The sequence below is a fragment of the Subtercola boreus genome, assembly GCF_003399625.1.
GTDB classification, from domain to species: Bacteria; Actinomycetota; Actinomycetes; order Actinomycetales; family Microbacteriaceae; genus Subtercola; species Subtercola boreus_C.
This window is the reverse complement of the sequence record NZ_NBXA01000020.1, coordinates 134,699-153,849: the sequence shown is the minus strand read 5'-3', so window position 1 is coordinate 153,849 and position 19,151 is coordinate 134,699. Positions and strand designations below refer to the sequence as shown.

General features: G+C 68.3%; 19 protein-coding genes and 1 tRNA gene. 12 read left to right on the top strand and 8 right to left on the bottom strand.

What is annotated here, in order from left to right; genetic code table 11:
• The first annotated feature begins 28 nt into the window (after positions 1 to 28).
• Together B7R21_RS09430 and B7R21_RS09425 are read left to right on the top strand one after the other, a co-directional pair.
• Positions 29 to 976: an alpha/beta fold hydrolase gene (locus tag B7R21_RS09430; RefSeq protein WP_116282989.1), complete on the top strand. Its 948-nt coding sequence runs from the start codon at positions 29 to 31 to the stop codon at positions 974 to 976.
• Positions 973 to 2,094, top strand: coding sequence for a glycosyltransferase family 4 protein (locus B7R21_RS09425; RefSeq protein ID WP_116282988.1), 1,122 nt, complete (start codon positions 973 to 975; stop codon positions 2,092 to 2,094). The genes B7R21_RS09430 and B7R21_RS09425 overlap by 4 nt, the downstream gene beginning before the upstream one ends.
• Here the strand turns inward: B7R21_RS09425 and B7R21_RS09420 are convergent.
• Positions 2,039 to 2,644: a histidine phosphatase family protein gene (locus tag B7R21_RS09420; protein ID WP_116282987.1), complete on the bottom strand. Its 606-nt coding sequence runs from the start codon at positions 2,642 to 2,644 to the stop codon at positions 2,039 to 2,041. The genes B7R21_RS09425 and B7R21_RS09420 overlap by 56 nt on opposite strands.
• 4 nt (positions 2,645 to 2,648) lie before the next feature.
• The gene (locus B7R21_RS09415) at positions 2,649 to 3,509 is read right to left on the bottom strand and encodes an NAD-dependent protein deacetylase (RefSeq protein WP_116282986.1); all 861 of its coding nucleotides are present in this window, start codon (positions 3,507 to 3,509) and stop codon (positions 2,649 to 2,651) included.
• A gap of 103 nt (positions 3,510 to 3,612) precedes the next feature.
• Here B7R21_RS09415 and B7R21_RS09410 point away from each other — a divergent pair, with 103 nt between their 5' ends.
• Entirely contained in the window at positions 3,613 to 4,422 is an 810-nt protein-coding gene (locus tag B7R21_RS09410; RefSeq protein ID WP_116282985.1) for a TrmH family RNA methyltransferase, read from the top strand.
• Between the two features lie 222 nt (positions 4,423 to 4,644).
• Here the strand turns inward: B7R21_RS09410 and B7R21_RS09405 are convergent, their stop codons facing one another.
• Together B7R21_RS09405 and B7R21_RS09400 are read right to left on the bottom strand one after the other, a co-directional pair.
• Positions 4,645 to 5,436, bottom strand: coding sequence for an SGNH/GDSL hydrolase family protein (locus B7R21_RS09405; RefSeq protein ID WP_116282984.1), 792 nt, complete (start codon positions 5,434 to 5,436; stop codon positions 4,645 to 4,647).
• 117 nt (positions 5,437 to 5,553) lie between these two features.
• Positions 5,554 to 6,480, bottom strand: coding sequence for a DNA-3-methyladenine glycosylase 2 (locus B7R21_RS09400; protein ID WP_116283021.1), 927 nt, complete (start codon positions 6,478 to 6,480; stop codon positions 5,554 to 5,556).
• A gap of 84 nt (positions 6,481 to 6,564) precedes the next feature.
• Here B7R21_RS09400 and B7R21_RS09395 point away from each other — a divergent pair, with 84 nt between their 5' ends.
• From B7R21_RS09395 to B7R21_RS09385, 3 genes are read left to right on the top strand one after another with little or no spacing between them, the layout of a single operon-like run.
• Complete coding sequence (locus B7R21_RS09395; RefSeq protein WP_437184185.1) at positions 6,565 to 8,379, top strand: DEAD/DEAH box helicase; 1,815 nt, start codon at positions 6,565 to 6,567, stop codon at positions 8,377 to 8,379.
• Positions 8,380 to 8,431: 52 nt separating this feature from the next.
• Positions 8,432 to 9,409 carry an aldo/keto reductase gene (locus tag B7R21_RS09390; RefSeq protein WP_116282983.1) on the top strand — a complete coding sequence of 326 codons (978 nt, stop codon included), beginning with the start codon at positions 8,432 to 8,434 and terminating at the stop codon, positions 9,407 to 9,409.
• Between the two features lie 4 nt (positions 9,410 to 9,413).
• Entirely contained in the window at positions 9,414 to 10,478 is a 1,065-nt protein-coding gene (locus tag B7R21_RS09385) for an NAD(P)-dependent alcohol dehydrogenase (RefSeq protein ID WP_116282982.1), read from the top strand.
• A gap of 20 nt (positions 10,479 to 10,498) precedes the next feature.
• Here B7R21_RS09385 and B7R21_RS09380 read toward each other — a convergent pair whose 3' ends face one another.
• The 3 genes from B7R21_RS09380 to B7R21_RS09370 all read right to left on the bottom strand — a co-directional run bounded on the left by B7R21_RS09380 (position 10,499) and on the right by B7R21_RS09370 (position 11,554).
• Complete coding sequence (locus B7R21_RS09380) at positions 10,499 to 10,957, bottom strand: nitroreductase family deazaflavin-dependent oxidoreductase (RefSeq protein WP_116282981.1); 459 nt, start codon at positions 10,955 to 10,957, stop codon at positions 10,499 to 10,501.
• A 94-nt stretch (positions 10,958 to 11,051) separates the two neighbouring features.
• Positions 11,052 to 11,255, bottom strand: a complete 204-nt coding sequence (locus B7R21_RS09375) for a cold-shock protein (protein WP_104243768.1) — start codon at positions 11,253 to 11,255, stop codon at positions 11,052 to 11,054.
• 214 nt (positions 11,256 to 11,469) lie between these two features.
• Positions 11,470 to 11,554 (bottom strand) — tRNA-Leu (locus B7R21_RS09370).
• 108 nt (positions 11,555 to 11,662) lie between these two features.
• Between B7R21_RS09370 and B7R21_RS09365 the strand changes: the two genes are divergently transcribed.
• Genes B7R21_RS09365 through mshC form a run of 3 tightly spaced genes read left to right on the top strand, consistent with a single transcriptional unit; the run spans position 11,663 to position 15,256 of the window.
• Positions 11,663 to 12,973, top strand: a complete 1,311-nt coding sequence (locus B7R21_RS09365) for a M20/M25/M40 family metallo-hydrolase (protein ID WP_116282980.1) — start codon at positions 11,663 to 11,665, stop codon at positions 12,971 to 12,973.
• Between the two features lie 55 nt (positions 12,974 to 13,028).
• Positions 13,029 to 13,883 (top strand): undecaprenyl-diphosphate phosphatase, encoded by an 855-nt coding sequence (locus B7R21_RS09360; RefSeq protein WP_116282979.1) that lies wholly within the window; start codon positions 13,029 to 13,031, stop codon positions 13,881 to 13,883.
• Between the two features lie 41 nt (positions 13,884 to 13,924).
• Entirely contained in the window at positions 13,925 to 15,256 is a 1,332-nt protein-coding gene (mshC, locus tag B7R21_RS09355) for a cysteine--1-D-myo-inosityl 2-amino-2-deoxy-alpha-D-glucopyranoside ligase (RefSeq protein WP_116282978.1), read from the top strand.
• Positions 15,257 to 15,298: 42 nt separating this feature from the next.
• On the opposite strand, the gene B7R21_RS09350 is transcribed toward mshC, so the two are convergent.
• Positions 15,299 to 16,243, bottom strand: a complete 945-nt coding sequence (locus tag B7R21_RS09350) for a proteasome assembly chaperone family protein (protein ID WP_253259729.1) — start codon at positions 16,241 to 16,243, stop codon at positions 15,299 to 15,301.
• Between the two features lie 116 nt (positions 16,244 to 16,359).
• Between B7R21_RS09350 and B7R21_RS09345 the strand changes: the two genes are divergently transcribed.
• From B7R21_RS09345 to B7R21_RS09335, 3 genes are read left to right on the top strand one after another with little or no spacing between them, the layout of a single operon-like run.
• Complete coding sequence (locus tag B7R21_RS09345) at positions 16,360 to 17,034, top strand: HAD family hydrolase (protein WP_301182560.1); 675 nt, start codon at positions 16,360 to 16,362, stop codon at positions 17,032 to 17,034.
• The gene (locus B7R21_RS09340; protein WP_116282976.1) at positions 17,031 to 18,047 is read left to right on the top strand and encodes a tRNA (adenine-N1)-methyltransferase; all 1,017 of its coding nucleotides are present in this window, start codon (positions 17,031 to 17,033) and stop codon (positions 18,045 to 18,047) included. The genes B7R21_RS09345 and B7R21_RS09340 overlap by 4 nt, the downstream gene beginning before the upstream one ends.
• A gap of 45 nt (positions 18,048 to 18,092) precedes the next feature.
• Positions 18,093 to 19,073, top strand: coding sequence for an FKBP-type peptidyl-prolyl cis-trans isomerase (locus B7R21_RS09335; RefSeq protein WP_147305860.1), 981 nt, complete (start codon positions 18,093 to 18,095; stop codon positions 19,071 to 19,073).
• Positions 19,074 to 19,151 lie beyond the last annotated feature (78 nt).

Below are 19,151 nucleotides of genomic sequence, written 5' to 3'. Positions count from 1 at the left end.
CGTGGATGCTCAGCCTAGGATTGACGAGATGATTCCGCCCTCTCCCTACGCCCGCCAGCTCGACGCGATTCCGGTGACCCGGCAGAGCGTCGACATCCTCGGCGGAACCACCGAGCTCTGGAGCTACGGCCCCTCGGATACCGACGCTGTCGCCGACACCATGATCGTGATGGTGCACGGTTTCCGCGGTGACCACCACGGCCTGGAGCCCCTCGTGGCCCAGTTCCCGGAGTACCGCTCCGTGCTCGCCGACCTGCCCGGGTTCGGCATCTCGACCCCGCTCGACGCGAACGGCGCGCTCGGGGTGCGGCACGACATCCACGGCTACAGCGCGTGGCTCCGCGAGCTGGTGCAGAGGCTCGGGATCGATCGCACGACCACGCGCCTCGTCGTGCTGGGCCACTCCTTCGGCTCGATCATCGTGTCGGCTGCGCTCTCTGAGGGGCTCGAGGCCGACGACGTGGTGCTGGTCAACCCGATCGCGGCACCGGCCCTGAGCGGGCCCCGCGGCATCCTGACCCGCCTCGCGGTGTTCTACTACCGCATGGGCGCGTGGCTGCCCGAGCGGCCCGGTTTCGCGTGGCTCCGCCTTCGACTGGTCACCCGGTTCATCAGCATCACGATGGCGAAGACACGCGATGCAGGTCTCCGGCGCTGGATCCACAACCAGCACGATCAGTTCTTCGGCGCCTTCTCGAACCGCCGCGTGGTGCTCGACGCGTTCGAGGCCTCCGTGAGCAACGACGTCTCCGAGTACGCTTCGCGCATCACCCCGCCGACGCTCCTGGTGGCCTCCGACCGCGACGACATCACGCCCGTCTCGGCGCAGAAGCGGCTGGTCGAAGCGATTCCGGATGCCCGGCTCGTGGTGCTCGAGGGGGTCGGGCATCTCGTGCACTACGAGAAGCCGCGGGAGGCCGCACAGGCGATCGAGGCCTTCCTGGCGGAAGAGCGACCGGCGAAGGAGCGAGCGTGAAGATCGTCTTCGACTGCCGGTACACCCGCGTCGGGCAGCACGACGGCATCAGTCGCTATACAGCGGGGCTCGTCACGGCGTTGGCGGCGAAGCATCCGGTGACCATGCTCATCAGTGACAGACGCCAGCTCGAGCTGCTTCCCGACCTGCCGTTCGCCATGGCGAGCTCGCCGACGAGCCCGCGGGAGCTCTTCGTCGCCCGGCAGGTGAACGCGCTCGAACCCGATGTGGTGTTCACGCCGATGCAGACCATGGGCACGATGGGCCGGAAGTACCCTCTCGCCCTGACCGTGCACGACCTGATCTACTACTCGAACCCGACGCCTCCACGCGAGTTCGCCTGGCCGCTCCGGCTGCTCTGGCGGCTCTATCACACGGCATGGTGGCCGCAGCGGCTGTTGCTGAACCGAGCGGATGCGGTCGTGACGGTCTCGCACACGACCCGGGCGCTGGTCGAGCAGCACCACCTCACGTCGAAGCCGATCGTGGTGGTGAGCAACGCCGCCGACGTACTCACCGCGGACGGCGCGAAAGACGCGGCAGGCGCGGCAGAGGTGCCCGCCGGGACTGGCCCGGTCGCCCGGGCCACAGCCCGCTCGCTCCTCTACATGGGCTCGTTCATGCCCTACAAGAACGTCGAGACCCTGGTTCAGGCGATGCCCTACCTTCCCGGTTACACGCTCCACCTGCTGAGCAAGGTCCGCCCCGCCGATCGCGAGCGGTTGCAGGCGCTGGCTCCGGATGCTCTCCTCGAGTTCCACGACGGCGTCTCCGACACCGAGTACCTCGCCCTGATCGACAGCGCCACCGCGCTCGTCACCGCCTCGCTCGAGGAGGGGTTCGGCATTCCGCTGGTCGAGTCGATGGGCCGGAGCACGCCGGTCGTGGTCAGCGACATCCCGGTGTTCCGAGAGATCGGGGGAGACGCCGCCCTCTACTTCGACTCACGCGACCCGGCCGCGTTCGCTGCCGCCGTCAAGCGGCTCGAAGATCCGAAAGAGTGGTTTCGCCGCTCGTCCGCGTCGAAGGAGCGCTCGGAGACGTTCAGCTGGGAGTCGTCGGCTACGGCACTTCTGGCACTGCTTGAAGAGCTGGCTGGTTCACGGGCTCGCCGTTGAACTCGTCGAGGCGCAACTCGCCGCCCGTGTAGCTGAACGAGTGCACCGAGCCGTTCGCGATCCGTTCGTCGGCGCGAGGGCGACCGCCGCCCGTGGCGTGGCGCACGAGCGACGAGATGACACCTCCGTGGCAGACGACGACGAGCGAGCGGCCGGGATGCTGCCGGGCGATGCCGATCAGCGCGGCATGCACCCGCAGCTGCACCTCGCGGTGCGTCTCCCGCCCGGGCACCACGATGCCGACGGGAAAGCGCTCGTGGAGCTCCTGGTAGTCCATGCCCTCTGCGTCGCCGTAGCGTCGTTCCACGAGGTCGGGCTCTGAGGTCGGTTCGGGCAGCCCGAGCGCCGCCGCGATGATCTGGGCCGTTTCGCGGGCCCGCGATAGCGGGCTGGTCAGCACGGCATCCCAGCTCGTGCCGACGAGCCGGGATGCGGTCTCCACCGCCTGGGCGCGGCCCGTGTCGTTCAGCGGGATGTCCGTGTTGCCCTGGATGCGCCGTGCCAGGTTCCAGTCGGTCTGGCCGTGGCGCACAAGAGCGAGAAACGTCATGCCGTCAGGGTATCAACCGCGAGGCGAGGGCTGTCAGCGTCTCGGAGGTACCGGCATCCACCTTCACCGTCGCCCGACTGTCACCCTTGGTCACACCGCGGTTGATGATCACGATCGGCAGGCGCCGGCGGCGGGCCTGCTCCAGCAACCGGATGCCCGAGTTGACGACCAGCGACGAGCCGGCGATCACCAGGGCGTCGGATGCCCGCAGCAGGTCGCTCGCCTCGGTGAAACGCTCCTTCGGGATGAACTCGCCGAAGAACACGACGTCGGGCTTCAGCACGCCTCCGCAGACGGTGCACACCGGCACCTCGAACTCGGCCCAGTTGGCCACCTCGGCGTCGCCGTCGGGGTTCACCGTCACCGCGTCGGGCTTCGTGATCCACGGGTTCGCGGCGTCGATCGTGTCGGCAATGCTCACCCGGGCGAACATCTGGCCGCAAGTCAGGCAGCGCACCCTGTCCATCGAACCGTGGAGGTCGACGACGCGGTTCGAGCCGGCCCGAACGTGCAGCCCGTCGACGTTCTGCGTGATGATGCCGGAGACGACTCCCGCGCCCTCGAGCGTCGCCAACACCGCGTGACCGATGTTCGGCCGTGCGGCATCGAACAGCTTCCAGCCGAGATGGCTGCCGGCCCAGTACCGCTTCCGGAAGTCGGCGTTGCCGAGGAACTGGTCGAACGTCATCGGGTTGCGTTTCGGCGCGCCCTCGCCGCGGTAGTCGGGGATTCCCGAGTCGGTGCTCACGCCGGCCCCCGTCAGCACGACGAGCCGCTTGCCCGCCAACACGTCGACGACCTCGTCGAGTGCATCCGCTTCACCGGGGATGCCCGCCCGACCCTGCTCGGATTCCCTCAGAGCCATGGCCGCACCTCCTCCGCGCGGGCCACTGGTTCGGACCGCACCCCTTGAGTCTAAGAGTTCTTGTTTTCGTAAATGTTTCCGGCGACTGGCAGAGTGGTGTTCCGTGCCCCTTATTCCGCTCGATGACCTGACCGACCCGGGGCTCGCCGACTACCGCGGCCTCACCGATGTGGCGCTCCGCCGGGTGAGCGAGCCGGCCGGCGGGTTGTACATCGCCGAGTCGGCCAAGGTGATCGAACGCGCTCTTGCCGCCGGGCACGTGCCGCGATCGGTGCTGTGCGAGGAGAAGTGGGCGGCGGGCATCCAGAGCCTGGTCGCACCGGAGGTGCCGATCTATGTGGGCCCGTCGGCGCTGCTCGAGAGCCTGACCGGGTTCAACCTGCACCGGGGCGCGCTGGCGTCGATGCACCGGCCGCCGCTTCCGTCGGTGTCTTCGCTGTTGGAGGATGCCCGGCGGGTCGTCATCCTCGAGGACATCGTCGACCACACCAATGTGGGCGCGATCTTCCGCTCGGTGGCCGGGCTCGGGGCGGATGCCGTGCTCGTCACGCCGCGTTCCGCCGACCCGCTCTACCGGCGGAGCGTGCGGGTGTCGATGGGCACGGTGCTGCAGGTGCCGTGGACAAGGCTGCCGGAGTGGGATGTCGCGGGGCCGATGCTTCGGGCGGCCGGATTCCACGTTGCGGCGCTGGCGCTCAGCGACGACGCGGTGACGCTCGACGAGTTCGCGGTGTCGCCGCCTGAGCGAGTGGCGATCCTTCTGGGCACGGAGGGGGACGGGCTCTCCCACGCGGCCCTCTCCGCGGCCGACACGGTGGTCACGATCCCGATGCTCCACGGCGTGGATTCGCTGAACGTGGCGTCGGCCAGCGCGGTCGCCCTCTGGGCGCTCCGCGTGCCGTCCGCCAGCTGAGCAGGCACCCCTCAACCTTCGCGCCGAACGATAGTCGGCCGCCCGCCTTCGCCCGCAAACGACGCGGTGCGCACTCATACGCAGTGTGCGTTCGGCAGACGAGTGCGCTCAGCAGGTGTGTGCGCTCAAAGAGGACGGGACGCTCGTTGCGTCGCCTGCGAACGCAACGTGTCCCCATTCCTCTTCGACGCCCGTCTCGAGGGCGGTCGGGGCGGGGGCCGGTCAGTCGGCGCGGTGCGTCAGCACGGGGCCGGCGGCGGGCCGCTTCGCGGTGAGGCCGTCGCCCGAGGACTGATGCCGCACGCGGCGGAGCACCCAGGGCACGAAGAACTCCCGCGCCCAGACCAGGTCCTCGGCGCGGGCCTGGCGCCAGCGCCTGCCGGGCAGCGGCTCGGGGGAGTTCGGCCGGAGGTCGTTCGGCACATTGAGTGCCGCGAGCACCGTGCGCGCGATCTCGTGGTGGCCGAAGGCGTTCAGATGCAGGCGGTCAGGCGCCCACATGCCTGAGTTCTGGATCGAGCCGAGCCCCCACTGGTCAACCACGATCAGGTCGTACCTCGAGGCGATCGCGCGGATGTTCTCGTTGTAGATCGCCACCTTGCCGCGGATGCTCCGGAACACCGGAGAGAAGCCGACATCGGTTCCCGTGAAGACCACGATCGTCGCACCGCTTCTGCGGAGGCGAGCGATTCCGGCCTCGAACTGGGCGGCGATGAGATCGGGATCGGTGCCGGGGCGGATGATGTCGTTGCCACCGGCCGAGATCGTGATGAGGTCGGGTTTCAACGCCAGCGCCGGCTCCACCTGTTCGTCGAGGATCTGGCGGATGAGACGCCCCCGGATCGCAAGGTTGGCGTACGAGAACTCCCCGTCGACCTGCGCGCTCAGAACCTCGGCGACCCGGTCGGCCCAGCCCCGGTGGCCGCCCTGGCTGGCAGGCTCGGGGTCGCCGATTCCCTCGGTGAAGGAGTCGCCGAGGGCGACGTAGCGGCGCCAGGGATGCGGTTCGGTCATGGATGGTTCTCCTGTGGCAAGTTCTCCCCGTCAGCCTACGCCCGGCCGCCGGATGCCCGGCAGAGCGTCGTGGCACGGCGGGTGCGGGGGCGGGAGCGGGGCGGGGCAGGGGCGGGGTCAGGCAGCGATCGCCGCCACCGCGTCCCGCCAGAGGTGCATGCCGAAGTAACTCCGCCACGGCGCGACGCGCTCAGCGAACCTCTCGAGCTCCCGGCGCTCCGAGGGCAGGCCGAGGGCGGCAGCGCCGGCGCGCAGGGCGAGGTCGCCGTCGAGCAGGATGTCCGCAGCGCCCAAAACGCGCATCGCGACGTACCCGGCCGTCCACGGCCCGATTCCCGGCATTGCCTCGAGGCCGGCCATCAGCTCCGGCACGCTCGCACGGCGATCGACGACCAGGCTGCCGTCGGCCAGTGCCTCCGCGACGGCCAGGATCGTGCGCACCCGCTGTGCCGGACCGCGCACGACGCCGGTGCCGCCGCCGGCGATCTGGGCGGCGGTCGGGAACAGCCGCCCCACACCACCGGGCGCAACCGCAGCCAGCCCCGTGTCGAGCGGGTCACCGAGGGCCGCGGCAAGATTGCCCTGCACAGTCCGCGCCGCCTTCACCGACACCTGCTGGCAGATCAGCGTGCGGAAGAGGGTCTCGTGCGGGTCGGTCGTGCCGGGCATCCGGATGCCCGGGGCCGCCGCCAGCGACCCTGCCAGCTCGGGCACCCCGCCGAGCACGGAATCGATGGCCGGCGCGTCTGCGTCGAGGTCGTAGAGCCGCCCCACTGCGGCGGCGACCTCCGCCAGCTCCGGGTGGCCGAGCGACCCGGGGCCCGGCACTGCTTCGCCGGCGCGGAACCACACCCGCCCCGTCACCCCCGCCGGAGCGGCCCGCACGGCCACCACCGCCTGCCCGCCCGGGAGCGCCAGTGTGCGCCAGTATTCGCCCCCGACCACCGCCTCGACGCCGACGATGGCATGTGCCACGAGGAACCGGGTGACCCCGGCGTGGTCGAACGGCTGGCGTGCGGGAAGACGGAATTCGACAGGAAGCACGTCTCATTCTCCCGCTCCACGACTCCGCGCGGGCCGGATGGGCGAGCCGCGCTGTGGGAGCGGGTAGTGTGTTGGAAAGTGACTATTTCGCCTGCCCCCGCCGGACGTCCGGTCGGAACCTCCGCGGCCGAGCACCTCTCCCCGAGCTTCCCCGAACGGGCCGCCTGGGGAACTGTCGGCAAACTCCGTGCCTGGCAGTCCGAAGCCCTCACCGCCTACTTCGAGCACGAACCCCGCGACTTCCTCGCCGCCGCAACGCCGGGCGCCGGCAAGACCACGTTCGCGCTCCGGCTCGCCGCCGAACTCCTGGCCCGAAAGACCGTCGACCGCATCACGGTCGTCGCCCCCACCGAGCACCTGAAGAAGCAGTGGGCCGACGCCGCACACCGGGCGGGCATCCGGCTCGACCCCACCTTCAAGAACGCGCACGGGCGCCACGGCGCGCACTACCACGGCGTCGTCGTCACCTACGCGCAGGTCGCGACGCGGGCCGAACTCCACCGCGACCTGACTCTCAGTGGCCGCACGCTCGTGATCCTCGACGAGGTGCACCACGGCGGCGACGCACTGAGCTGGGGCGACGCCATCCGCGAGGCCTTCGAACCCGCGACACGCCGACTGAGTCTCACCGGAACCCCGTTCCGCTCCGACACGGCGCCGATCCCGTTCGTGAGCTACCTGCCCGACGAACACGGCATCCGCACCTCCCTCACCGACTACAACTACGGCTACGGCCGGGCGCTGAAGGACGGGGTCGTGCGTCCGGTGCTCTTCATGGTCTACGCCGGCCACATGCGCTGGCGCGACGGGGTGGGCGAGGAGATGGAGGCCCGCCTCGGCGAGGGCAACACGAAGGACATCACCTCTCAGGCCTGGCGCACGGCGCTCGATCCGAAGGGCGACTGGATCCCGCAGGTCCTGAAGGCCGCAGACCGTCGACTCACCGAGGTCCGGCAGTCGGTTCCGGATGCCGGGGGACTCGTCATCGCGACCGACCACTATGCCGCCCGGGCCTATGCCGACGTTCTCGGGGAGATCACCGGCCAGCCGATCACCATCGTGCTGAGCGACGAGAAGGAGGCCAGCGACCGCATCGAGGAGTTCTCGAACTCGACCCGCCGCTGGATGGTCGCCGTGCGGATGGTGTCGGAGGGTGTCGACATCCCGCGCCTCTCCGTCGGCGTCTACGCCACCAGCGCCGCCACACCGCTCTACTTCGCGCAGGCGATCGGCCGCTTCGTCAGGGCCCGGCGCCGAGGGGAGATCGCCTCCATCTTCCTGCCGAACGTTCCGAGCCTGATGGCCCTCGCCAACACGATGGAACTCGAACGCGACCACGCCCTCGATCGCCGCGAGACCGGCGACCCCGCCATCGACCTCTTCGCACCCGAAGAGGACATGATGGATGCCGCCAACCGGCAGGAGAAGGCCTCCGACGCCCTGCAGCAGGAGTTCAGCTTCGAGCCGCTCTCCTCTCACGCCACCTTCGACATGGTCGTCTACGAGGGCGACGAGTTCGGAGCCGAGGCGATCGGGGGCAGCGACGAGGAGCTCGACTTCATCGGCTTCCCGGGCCTGCTCGAACCCGAACAGGTGCGGGAGCTGCTGCAGCACCGCCAGGCGAAACAGGCCAGGCGGAAGCACGAACCGGGTTATGTCGCTCCGGCGGTCGAGTCTCCGGATGCGGCCCCCGCCGCGCCGCTCTACCGCACACTCAAGGAACAGCGGTCGCTGCTGAACAGCGTCGTCGGCATCTGGGCGAAGACCTCGGGGGAGCCGCACGGGCTGATCCACGCCGAGCTCCGCCGGGTGTGCGGCGGTCCTGCCGTCGCCCAGGCGAGCGTCACGCAGTTGCAGACCCGCATCCAGACCGTTCGCAAATGGATCGGCACACATTGACCATGACCGCACCAGCAGCCATGAATCCACCAGCAGTTGTGAAGGAGAACGCATGGAATACCTGAAACTCGGCCGAAGCGGCCTCGAGGTCTCAGCGATCACGCTCGGCTGTATGAGCTACGGCACGGCAGAGCGCGGCAACCACGACTGGACTCTCGACGAGGAGGCCAGCCGCCCGTTCATCCGGCAGGCCCTCGAAGCCGGGATCACCACGTTCGACACTGCCAACGCCTATTCCGACGGCACGAGTGAGGAGTTCGTCGGCCGCGCCCTGGCCGACTTCGCGAGCCGCGAGGAGATCGTGATCGCCACCAAGGTCTTCATGCCGATGCGCCAAACGCCGAACGGCGGTGGCCTCAGCCGCGCGCACATCATGAACCAGATCGACGCGTCGCTCCGGCGGCTCGGCACCGACTACGTCGACCTCTACCAGATCCACCGGTGGGACGACACGGTGCCCATCGAGGAGACGATGGAGGCGCTGCACGATGTGGTGAAGGCCGGCAAGGCGCGCTACATCGGGGCGTCATCCATGTTCGCGTGGCAGTTCGCGAAGGCCCAGTACACGGCCGACCTCGGCGGCTGGACCCGGTTCGTCTCGATGCAGGACCACTACAACCTCATCCAGCGCGAAGAAGAGCGCGAGATGCACCCGTTCTGCCTCGACCAGGGCGTCGGAGTGCTGCCGTGGAGCCCGTTGGCTCGCGGTCGCCTCACCCGGCCCTGGGGCGAGCAGACGGCCCGCGACGCGAGCGACAACGTGAGCGCGAGGGTCTACGCCGGCACCGAGGACGCCGACAGGCACGTCTCGGATGCCGTGGCCACCGTCGCCACGAACCGCGGGGTCTCCCGGGCGCAGGTCGCCCTCGCCTGGGTGCGGCAGCAGGCCGCCGTGACCTCGCCGATCGTCGGGGCCACCAAGACGCACCACCTCGAGGACGCGGTCGCCTCCGTCGACCTCGACCTCACCCCCGAGGAGCTCGATACCCTCGAAGCTCCCTACCAACCCCACGTACCGACAGGATTCTGAGAATATGAGTACCACCGTCAACGCCATCGCCGCACCGTCGGCCACCGGATCCCTGATCACGACCACGATCGAACGCCGCGACGTCGGCGCGAAGGATGTGCTGATCGAGATCGCCTATTCCGGCATCTGCCACTCCGACATCCACACCGTCCGGGGGGAATGGGGCAACATCCAGTACCCGCAGGTGGTGGGTCACGAGATCGTGGGCGTCGTCACCGAGATCGGTTCGGATGTCACCCTGCACAGCGTCGGCGACCGCGTCGGCGTCGGCTGCATGGTCAATTCGTGCCGCGAGTGCGAGAACTGCCTGGCCGGGGAGAACAACTACTGCCTGAAGGGCAACACGGGCACCTACGCCGCCGTCGACCGGGACGGCAGCATCACGCAGGGCGGATACTCGACCCACATCGTGGTCGTCGAGGACTTCGTGCTCCGCGTTCCCGAAGCGATTCCCTTCGAGAAGGCTGCTCCGCTGCTCTGCGCCGGCATCACGACCTACTCGCCGCTGTCGCACTGGAACGCCGGCCCCGGCAAGAAGGTGGCCGTCATCGGCATGGGCGGGCTCGGCCACATGGCCGTCAAGATCGCGCACGCAATGGGCGCAGAGGTGACCGTGCTCTCGCAGACGCTCAGCAAGAAGGAGGACGGCCTGCGACTCGGCGCCGACCACTACTACGCGACCAGCGACGAGTCGACGCTGAAGGACCTTCAGAACACCTTCGACCTGGTCATCAACACCGTCAGCGCGAAGATCGACCTCAACACCTACCTCAAGGTGCTGCGCCTGAACGGCACCTTCGTCAGCGTCGGCGCCCCGCCCGAGCCCCTGCCCATCCAGGTCTTCACCCTGTTCGGCAACCGCCGTTCGTTCGCAGGCTCGGGCATCGGCAGCATCGCCGAGACGCAGGAGATGCTCGACTTCTGCGCCGAGCACGGCATCGCACCCGAGACCGAGCTCATCGAGGCGACCGCCGACGCCGTGAACGCGGCCTACGAGCGCGTGCTGAGGTCAGACGTGCGCTACCGCTTCGTCATGGACATCAAGACGCTGGCCGACGCCACCGCGTAACCGCCACCCCCGCACGGAGTTCAGGCCGCGGGATCCACGATCACGATCGGGATCTCGCGGTCTGTTTTTGTCTGGTAGTCGGCGTAGTCCGGGTAGAGGGCGACCATCTTCTGCCAGAGCGCCGGCTTCTCCTCGGGCGTGGCCGTTCTGGCGGTGCCGCGGATGATCTCACCCTTGTTCTGCACCACGACCTCGGGATTCGCCTCGAGGTTCAGGTACCAGGCCGGATGCTTCGGGGCTCCGCCGAGCGACGCGACGAGGATCTGGCGGCCGCCGTCTTCGGCGCCGATCAGGCAGGTGCGACGCCACACGCCGCTCTTCCGGCCCTGCGTCGTGAGCAGTACAAGCGGTGCTCCGCCCTTGAAGGTCGGCTTCTCCCCATCCGTAGCAAGGTATTCGGCGATCTGCGCCGCCACCCATTCCGTGTCGTTGTCGATCGGGTTCTCAGGAGATGTTCCCGCTGTGTTGTCCGTAGTCATACCCCGAGCTTAAACAAGAATGCCCCGGCTTTCGCCAGGGCATTCCCACAATATTTATTCGCGATGAGAAGCGCACGCGCTTCTCATGCAATATCTACAGGCTGCGGATGTTCTCAGCCTGCGGGCCCTTCGGGCCCTGGGTCACATCGAACTCGACGCGCTGGTTCTCATCGAGCGACTTGTAGCCGTTCGACGCGATGGCCGAGTAGTGAGCGAAAACGTCGGGGCTGCCATCTTCGGGAGCGATGAATCCGAAGCCTTTTTCAGCGTTAAACCATTTGACGGTACCAATTGCCATGTTAAAACTCCTCCAGGAGCGTTCTCTATGAATCCGACTGCCGGATTCTGATAGCGCGGTGCCTGTCATCCATCTTTCAAGCGCAATGGGCAACGGGGCTTGGCCGCGAGCATTCAGAACTGCGAGGCACAGCAACTTCGGTTAAACACTACCCCAGATGTGAGGAAAAGAAGAACGGGATTGCGACGTGTGTCGCAATCCCGTTCTGAATCGGTGTCCGAAAGGGGACTTGAACCCCTACGCCCATAACAGGCACTAGCACCTCAAGCTAGCGCGTCTACCATTTCCGCCACCCGGACAGGTGATGTTCGTTCTTCCCGGAGGAGAACAACAAGGTAAGACGATAGCACGTCTGGAAGCACCCGAAAACGCACCTCCGCTTCCGGCCGGGCCGGTAGCGTGTTGGCATGACCTCGACGAGCGATCCGACCCTCGACCGCACCGCCCACCTCACCCGGGACCTGATCCGGTTCGACACCAGCAACTACGGCGACGGCAAGTCCAACGGCGAGACAGAGGCCGCCCACTACGTGGAGGCGGAGCTCCAGGCGCTCGGCCTGAAGCCGCAGTTGTTCGATGCCGCGCCCGGCCGAACCAGCGTGGTGGCGCGGGTGGAGGGTGCGAATCCGGATGCTCCCGCCCTCGTCGTGCACGGCCATCTCGACGTGGTTCCGGCCATCGCCGACGACTGGAGCGTCGACCCGTTCGGCGGCGAGATCAGAGACGGCATGATCTGGGGTCGTGGGGCGGTCGACATGAAGAACATGGACGCCATGATCCTGAGTTCACTCGGCGAGATCCTCGGCTCGGGCCGGCAGCCGGCGCGCGACCTCGTCATCGCCTTCTTTGCCGACGAGGAGGCCGGGGGAGTCCTCGGCTCGCACTTCATGGTCGACGAACATCCGGAGGTCTTCGAGGGTGCGACCGAGGCGATCTCCGAGGTCGGCGGCTACTCCATCGATCTCCAGGGCCAGCGCGCCTACCTCGTGCAGACCGGCGAGAAGGCCCTGATCTGGATCAAGCTCATCGCCCGCGGCCGCGCGGGCCACGGCTCTCAGATCAACTCTGAGAACGCCATCACGCGTCTGGCCGGAGCCGTGGCCCGGATCGGCAGCCAGGAGTGGCCGGTGAAACTCACGATGACCACCCGCCAGCTGCTCGACAGGGTGGCGGGCATCCTGGGGCAGGATCCGAAGCAGGTGAGTGCTGAGGAGCTGGCGATCGCCACCGGCACCGCGAGCCGCTTCATCTCGGCCACTCTCCGCGCGACCACCAACCCCACCATGCTCGATGCGGGCTACAAGGTGAACGTCATCCCCGATCTCGCCGAGGCGCGGATGGATGTGCGGGTGCTGCCGGGTGACGAGGTCGAGGTGATGGCGCGCATCCGTGAGCTCGCCGGCCCCGACGTCGAGGTCGTGGTGATGCACCAGGACATCGGCCTCGAGACGCCGTTCGAGGGAGCGCTGGTGGAGCAGATGATCGCGAGCCTCGGCCGTTTCGATCCGGGAGCCGAGGTGCTTCCCTACCTGCTCTCAGCCGGTACCGACAACAAGGCCCTCAGCATGCTCGGCATCAAGGGCTACGGCTTCGCGCCGCTCCAGCTTCCGGCCGATCTCGACTTCCCGGCGCTGTTCCATGGCGTTGACGAGCGGGTGCCGCTTGACGCACTAGTGTTTGGCACAGATGTTCTGACAGACCTGCTTCTCGGCTACTGACCCTCCGTGCGAGGCCGGGCGCCAGGACGCGGCCCTCACTACCGGAAGCGTGTGAATGGAATTCCTCCAAGCGATCATCCTCGGCCTGGTTCAGGGCCTGACGGAGTTCCTGCCGATCTCCTCCAGCGCCCACATCAAGATCGTGGGCGAGCTGATCGGGGCGGGCGGTGACCCCGGGGCGGCGTTCACGGCGATCATCCAACTCGGCACCGAAGCGGCCGTGCTGGTGTTCTTCTGGCGCGATGTCGTGCGGATCGTCACGCGCTGGGTGAAGGCGCTGTTCGGCCGAATTCCCCGGAACGATCCGGATGCCCGGATGGGCTGGCTCATCATCATCGGCAGCCTGCCGATCATCATCCTCGGCCTCATCTTCCAGAAGCAGATCGAGACCTCCCTCCGTTCGCTCTGGCTCGTGGCAGGCACCCTCATCGTCTTCGGCATCCTGCTGGGAATCGCCGATGCCGTCGGAGCCAAGAAGCGTCGCATCAAGGAGATCACCTACCCGCAGGGCGTCGTGTACGGCCTCGCCCAGTCGCTCGCCCTCATCCCGGGGGTCTCCCGCTCGGGCGGCACCATCACTGCAGGACTCCTGATGGGCTTCGAACGGAAGGCGGCCGCCCGCTACTCCTTCCTGCTCGCAATGCCGGCCGTCTTCGGCAGCGGCCTCTTCCAGCTCTACAAGAGCATCAAGGAGCCCTGCGTCGACGCGGCGGCGGGATGCACGCCCGAGATCTTCAACGGTTTCGAGACCGGCGCCGCCACCGTCGTCGCCTTCGTGGTGGGCCTCGTTGTGATCGCCTTCTTCATGAACTACATCTCCCGGCGGAGCTTCCTGCCGTTCGTGATCTACCGCATCGCGCTCGGCATCGTGCTGATCGTTCTGCTGGCCACGAACACCATCGCCGCCTGAGACTGGTCGGCAGCACGAGCACCAGAAGTTAGAGTTCAGTAGTGCACTCCTGGCCTTCTCCCGACGTTCCCGCGCTGCCCTCCCGGGGGCCGGTTCCCCGCCTGTTCAACCAGGCCAGCGGCCAGATCGAGGCGGCACCGGGCACCGACGGCACCGCCGGGCTCTACGTCTGCGGCATCACGCCCTATGACGCCACGCACCTCGGCCACGCCTCCACCTACCTGGCGTTCGACACCCTGAACCGCCTCTGGCGAGCGGCTGGCCTCACGGTGGAATACACCCAGAACGTCACCGACGTCGACGATCCCCTGCTTGAGCGGGCGACGGCCACCGGTGTCGACTGGCGGGAGCTCGCCGCGTCGCAGACCGACCTGTTCCGGGGCGACATGGAGGCGCTCCGCGTCATCCCGCCGGCCGACTACATCGCCGTCACCGAGGTGGTCGACGAGATCGGGCACGCCGTCTCAGAGCTCGTGGAGACCGGATTCGCCTATGGCGTCCCCACTCCCGACGCACTGAACGAGAACGCCCAGGACGTCTACTTCGACTCCGCCCGTGCCGCCGAGGCGACCAGCTGGTTCCTCGGCCTCGAGAGCCGCTACGACACGGCCACCATGCTCGAACTGTTCGCCGAGCGCGGGGGAGACCCCGGGCGGCCCGGCAAGCGCGACCCGCTCGATCCTCTGCTCTGGCGCGTCGCCCGCGCGGGTGAGCCCGAGTGGCCCTCCGCGGTGGGCGCCGGCCGGCCGGGCTGGCACATCGAGTGCGCCGTCATCGCGCTGAAGCACGTGGGTCAGAACTTCGCCGTGCAGGGCGGAGGAAGCGACCTGATCTTCCCGCACCACGAGTTCAGCGCCGCCCACGCGACCGCGCTGACCGGTGAGCCTTTCGCGTCGATCCACGCGCACACCGGCATGGTCGCCTACCAGGGCGAGAAGATGTCGAAATCACTCGGCAACCTGGTGCTGGTGTCGAAGCTCCGGGCTCGAGGTGTGGATGCCCGAACCATCCGGCTCGCCCTGCTGGGTCACCACTACCGGAGCGACTGGGAGTACACCGACGCCGATCTCGAGCGCGCCACGGCGAGGCTCGAGCGCTGGGTGGCTGCAGCCGCGGGTGCGGCGGCGGGTGCGGGTGCGGCGGCGGATGCGGACTCGGCGGCGGATGCGGGCTCGATGGCGGGCGAGCACGCTGCCGCCTCGACACCGGATGCCGCGGCTCTCGTCACGCGCCTGCTCGAGGCCCTCGCCGACGACCTCGACACCCCCCGGGCACTCACTCTGCTCGACGAGTGGTTCGAGACGGCGCGAGTGGTGCCCGCGGTGGTCGTCGACGCGATCGACGCCCTGCTGGGCATCCGCATCGCCGCCTGACCGGTCTCCGTCTGACCGGCCTCTCTGGCCGACGCAGCGTGGCTACGGCCGCCAGGGCTCCGCAGGGCCCGTCGCCGGGCCGTCGCCGCGCTTTCGCAGGTAGCGCTCGAACTCCTGCGCGATCGCTTCACCGCTCGCCTCGGGCGAGTCGACCGTGTCCCTGGCCTGTTCCAGCTGCCGGATGTAGGAGGCCATCTCCTCGTCCTCACCTGCGAGAGCGTTGATGCCCGACTCCCAGGCCGCCGCTTCGTCGACGAGGTCGCCGCGCGGGATGACCACGTCGATCAGTTCCTCGAGTCGGTCGATCAGTGCCAGGGTGGCCTTCGGTGAGGGCGCGTTGTGCACGTAGTGCGGCACGCTCGCCCAGAGGCTGATCGTGGGGATCCCGAGCTGCTCGGCGGCGTCGGAGAGGATCGAGAGGATGCCCACCGGGCCCTCGTAGGCGCTCCGTTCGAGGTCGAGCTCGCTCCGCACGCCGGCATTCTCGCTGGTGGAGTAGATGCTGATCGGGCGGGTGTGGGGCACGTCGGCGAGCATCGCGCCGAGAAAGACGATGCCCGAGACGCCGGAGTCCACCGCGACGTTCAGCACCTCGCTGGTGAACCGTTTCCAGTTGCGCGAGGGCTCCGTGCCGAGCAGCAGGTAGACGTTGGAGGTGTTGTTGCTGCTGACGGCGAGGCCGGCATCGGCTGCGAGCTGCTCCGCCGGTTCTGCCTTTTCGTCTGAATCTCCGGTCGTGGCGGCCGGGCCGTAGATCGTCGCGCTCGGCCAGACCAGGATGCGCTGGCCCTCGTCGTCGAACTCGCTGGTGGGCCGGTTGAACTGGTAGTCGAAGAAGTCCTCGGAGTCGATCTCGACGATCTCCGCCAGGTCGAGTTGCTCCTTCAGGCTCCGCACCGCTGCGGATGCCGCCTCGCCGGCGTCGTTCCAGCCCTCGAAGGCGACGACCATCAGACGCCCGGTCAGGAATTCTTTGCTCTCTGCCACTTAGGGGAAGTCCTCGTGTTCTGTAGATCAGGCGGGCGCACCCGCGCGGAAGCGTTCCTCAAGGATAGGCCGTCGCGCCCCGGCGGGGCTCCGTGCTCACGGTAGGCTTCGATCCCGTGACCGAACAGAATCCTGCCGCCGTTCTCTGGGACATGGACGGCACGCTCGTCGATACCGAGCCCTACTGGATGACCGCCCAGACCTCTCTCATCGAGTCCTACGGCGGCACCTGGACGCACGAGGAGGCCCTCGATCTCGTCGGCTCCGGGCTCTGGCGAACGGCCCGGACGATGCAGGCGAAGGGCGTCGACATGGGGGAGGACGCCATCGTCTCCCTGCTGAGCGAGCGCGTCATGGAGCAGATCTCCGTGGCCGTTCCGTGGCGTCCGGGTGCGAAGGAGCTGCTGTTCGATCTGCGCCGGGCGGGCGTCCCGACGGCACTGGTCACCATGTCGATCCGGCGGATGGCCGAGCACGTTCGGTCGTTCATCCCGTTCGACGCCTTCGATCTCGTGGTCTCGGGCGACGACGTCGCCAACGCGAAACCGCATCCCGAGGCCTATCTCACGGCGGCCGCGCACTTCGGCGCCGCCCCGGCGGACTGCATCGCCATCGAGGACAGCCTCGCCGGCACCGCCTCCGCGGTCGCGGCCGGTGTCGTGACGATCGGCGTCCCCCATTACCTCTCCCTCGAGAACAGTGGCGCGCACGTGCTCTGGCCGACCCTCGACGGGCGCTCGAGCGCCGACCTGGTTCGAGTTCTCACAGATTCAAGGAGTGCAGCGCGATGACCACCTCCACCACCTACAGCGGACCGTTCCGCGCCGGCGACCGGGTGCAGCTCACCGGGCCCAAGGGCCGCATGAACAGCATCAGCCTCGAAGTGGGCGCCACGTTCCACACCCACAAGGGCTGGATCGAGCACGACGATCTGATCGGGCTGCCCGACGGTTCTGTCGTGCAGAACTCGATCGGGATCGACTATCTGGCGCTTCGTCCGCTGCTCACCGACTTCGTCATGGCGATGCCGCGGGGAGCTGCGATCATCTACCCGAAGGACGCGGCGCAGATCCTCGCGCAGGCCGACATCTTCCCGGGTGCGACCGTCGTCGAGGCCGGGGTGGGTTCGGGTGCGCTCTCGCTCTGGCTGCTCCGTGCCCTCGGCCCGACCGGATTCCTCTCCTCGTTCGAACGACGCGACGAGTTCGCGGATGTCGCGCGCGCCAACGTCGCCGCCTTCACCGGAGCAGAGCCCCAGAACTGGACTGTCACCGTCGGCGACCTCACGGATGCCCTCCCGACGGTTCACGGCGACGGAACCGTCGACCGGGTGATCCTCGATATGCTCGCACCCTGGGAGTGCATCGAGGCGGTCGCCGCCGCGCTGAAGCCCGGGGGAGTCGTGCTCTGCTACGTCGCCACCGTCACGCAGCTCTCCCGGGTCACCGAGACGATCCGGAGTTCTGGCCTGTTCACGAACCCCGACCCGAGCGAGACGATGGTTCGCACCTGGCATGTCGAGGGCCTCGCTGTGCGACCGGATCACCGGATGATCGGGCACACCGGGTTCCTCGTCACCGCGCGCCGGCTCGCGCCCGGCTCCGTGCTCCCCGAACTGAAGCGCCGCGCATCCAAATCGGAGTATTCCGACGACGACGTCGAGGCCTGGACCCCCGGGGCGCTCGGCGAACGCGGAATCAGCCCGAAGAGCCTCCGCAAACGCGTGCGCCAGGCCAGCGCCAGTGCCGACGCCGCCCTGGCGCGCGAAGCTGAAAACCAGCCCGAAACCGACCCGTTAGACTGAGGCCGCTCGCGATCGTGAGCTGTTCTGTACCTGAAATGAGGATCCGTGCGTAAGACCGTCGCGCTCATCGTGGCCGCTGGCCTGCTCGTCGTCGTAGCAGGCTGCAGCTCCACGGGTGGCACTTCAGCCTCCGGATGCTCGCCCATGGCCTCCTCGGGAAGCGCCTCCAGCCTCGTCACCGCCACAGGGGACTTCGGCTCCGCGCCGAAGATCTCGTTCGGTACACCGCTCGACGCCGGCAGCACGACCGAGGTCAGCACGCTCATCCAGGGCAGTGGAACGGTCCTGCCCGAGAACGGCATCGTCTCGGGCGACTACACGCTGCTCGACGCGACCACCGGCGCCACGGTCACCGCCACCGCCTACGACGGAAAGACCGCCTCGACCTTCCCCATCTCGAGCGCCGGCATCCCGGGCATCCAGAAGGGCCTCGCCTGCGCCACGGTCGGATCGCGCGTCGCCATCACCATGCCCCCGGCCGACGGTTTCGGCACAGAGGGCAACAGCCAGGCGGGTGTCGGCGCGACCGATTCGCTGGTGATGGTCTTCGACATCACGGACGCGTTCGGCACCCGGGCCGACGGCGCCATCCAGCCCGCCCAGGCCGGTTTCCCCAGTGTCGCGCTCGCCCCCGACGGCCGCCCCGGCATCACGGTTCCCTCGGGCAGTCTGCCGACCGACCTGCGGGTCGCCGACCTGAAGAAGGGCGACGGCCCGGCCATCGCCGACGGCGACAACGTGATCGTGCAGTACACCGCGGTGGTGTGGGCCGACAAGTCGATCGCCGGTTCGACCTGGGCCGATGGCACGCCCAAGCTCGTACAGGCTTCGTCGAGTGCGCCGCTCGCGACGACCATCGTACCGTCGCTGGTCGGCCAGACGGTCGGGTCGCAGTACATCGCCGTCGTGCCGCCGGCCTCGGGCTACGGGGACACCGCGTCGACCGACGGCAAGATCCCTGCGGGTTCGACGCTGATCTACGTCGTCGACGTGCTCGGAATCCTGCCCGCCGCACCTGCCCAGTAAGTGAGTGAGCGCGGCGGCGACCCTGGACGGGCCTCCGCTTTCAGCGCGGCACGCCGCGATCGGGCTGTGGCCGCGTAA

Excerpts from the sequence above, each read along its gene's own strand:
- B7R21_RS09405 (WP_116282984.1), bottom strand. The coding sequence starts at position 5,436 with ATGACCGAACCGCATCCCTGGCGCCGCTACGTCGCCCTCGGCGACTCC.
- B7R21_RS09385 (WP_116282982.1), top strand. The coding sequence starts at position 9,414 with ATGAGTACCACCGTCAACGCCATCGCCGCACCGTCGGCCACCGGATCC.
- B7R21_RS09420 (WP_116282987.1), bottom strand. The coding sequence starts at position 2,644 with ATGACGTTTCTCGCTCTTGTGCGCCACGGCCAGACCGACTGGAACCTG.
- B7R21_RS09360 (WP_116282979.1), top strand. The coding sequence starts at position 13,029 with ATGGAATTCCTCCAAGCGATCATCCTCGGCCTGGTTCAGGGCCTGACG.
- B7R21_RS09430 (WP_116282989.1), top strand. The coding sequence starts at position 29 with ATGATTCCGCCCTCTCCCTACGCCCGCCAGCTCGACGCGATTCCGGTG.
- B7R21_RS09340 (WP_116282976.1), top strand. The coding sequence starts at position 17,031 with ATGACCACCTCCACCACCTACAGCGGACCGTTCCGCGCCGGCGACCGG.
- B7R21_RS09365 (WP_116282980.1), top strand. The coding sequence starts at position 11,663 with ATGACCTCGACGAGCGATCCGACCCTCGACCGCACCGCCCACCTCACC.
- B7R21_RS09380 (WP_116282981.1), bottom strand. The coding sequence starts at position 10,957 with ATGACTACGGACAACACAGCGGGAACATCTCCTGAGAACCCGATCGAC.
- B7R21_RS09375 (WP_104243768.1), bottom strand. The coding sequence starts at position 11,255 with ATGGCAATTGGTACCGTCAAATGGTTTAACGCTGAAAAAGGCTTCGGA.
- B7R21_RS09415 (WP_116282986.1), bottom strand. The coding sequence starts at position 3,509 with ATGGCTCTGAGGGAATCCGAGCAGGGTCGGGCGGGCATCCCCGGTGAA.
- B7R21_RS09390 (WP_116282983.1), top strand. The coding sequence starts at position 8,432 with ATGGAATACCTGAAACTCGGCCGAAGCGGCCTCGAGGTCTCAGCGATC.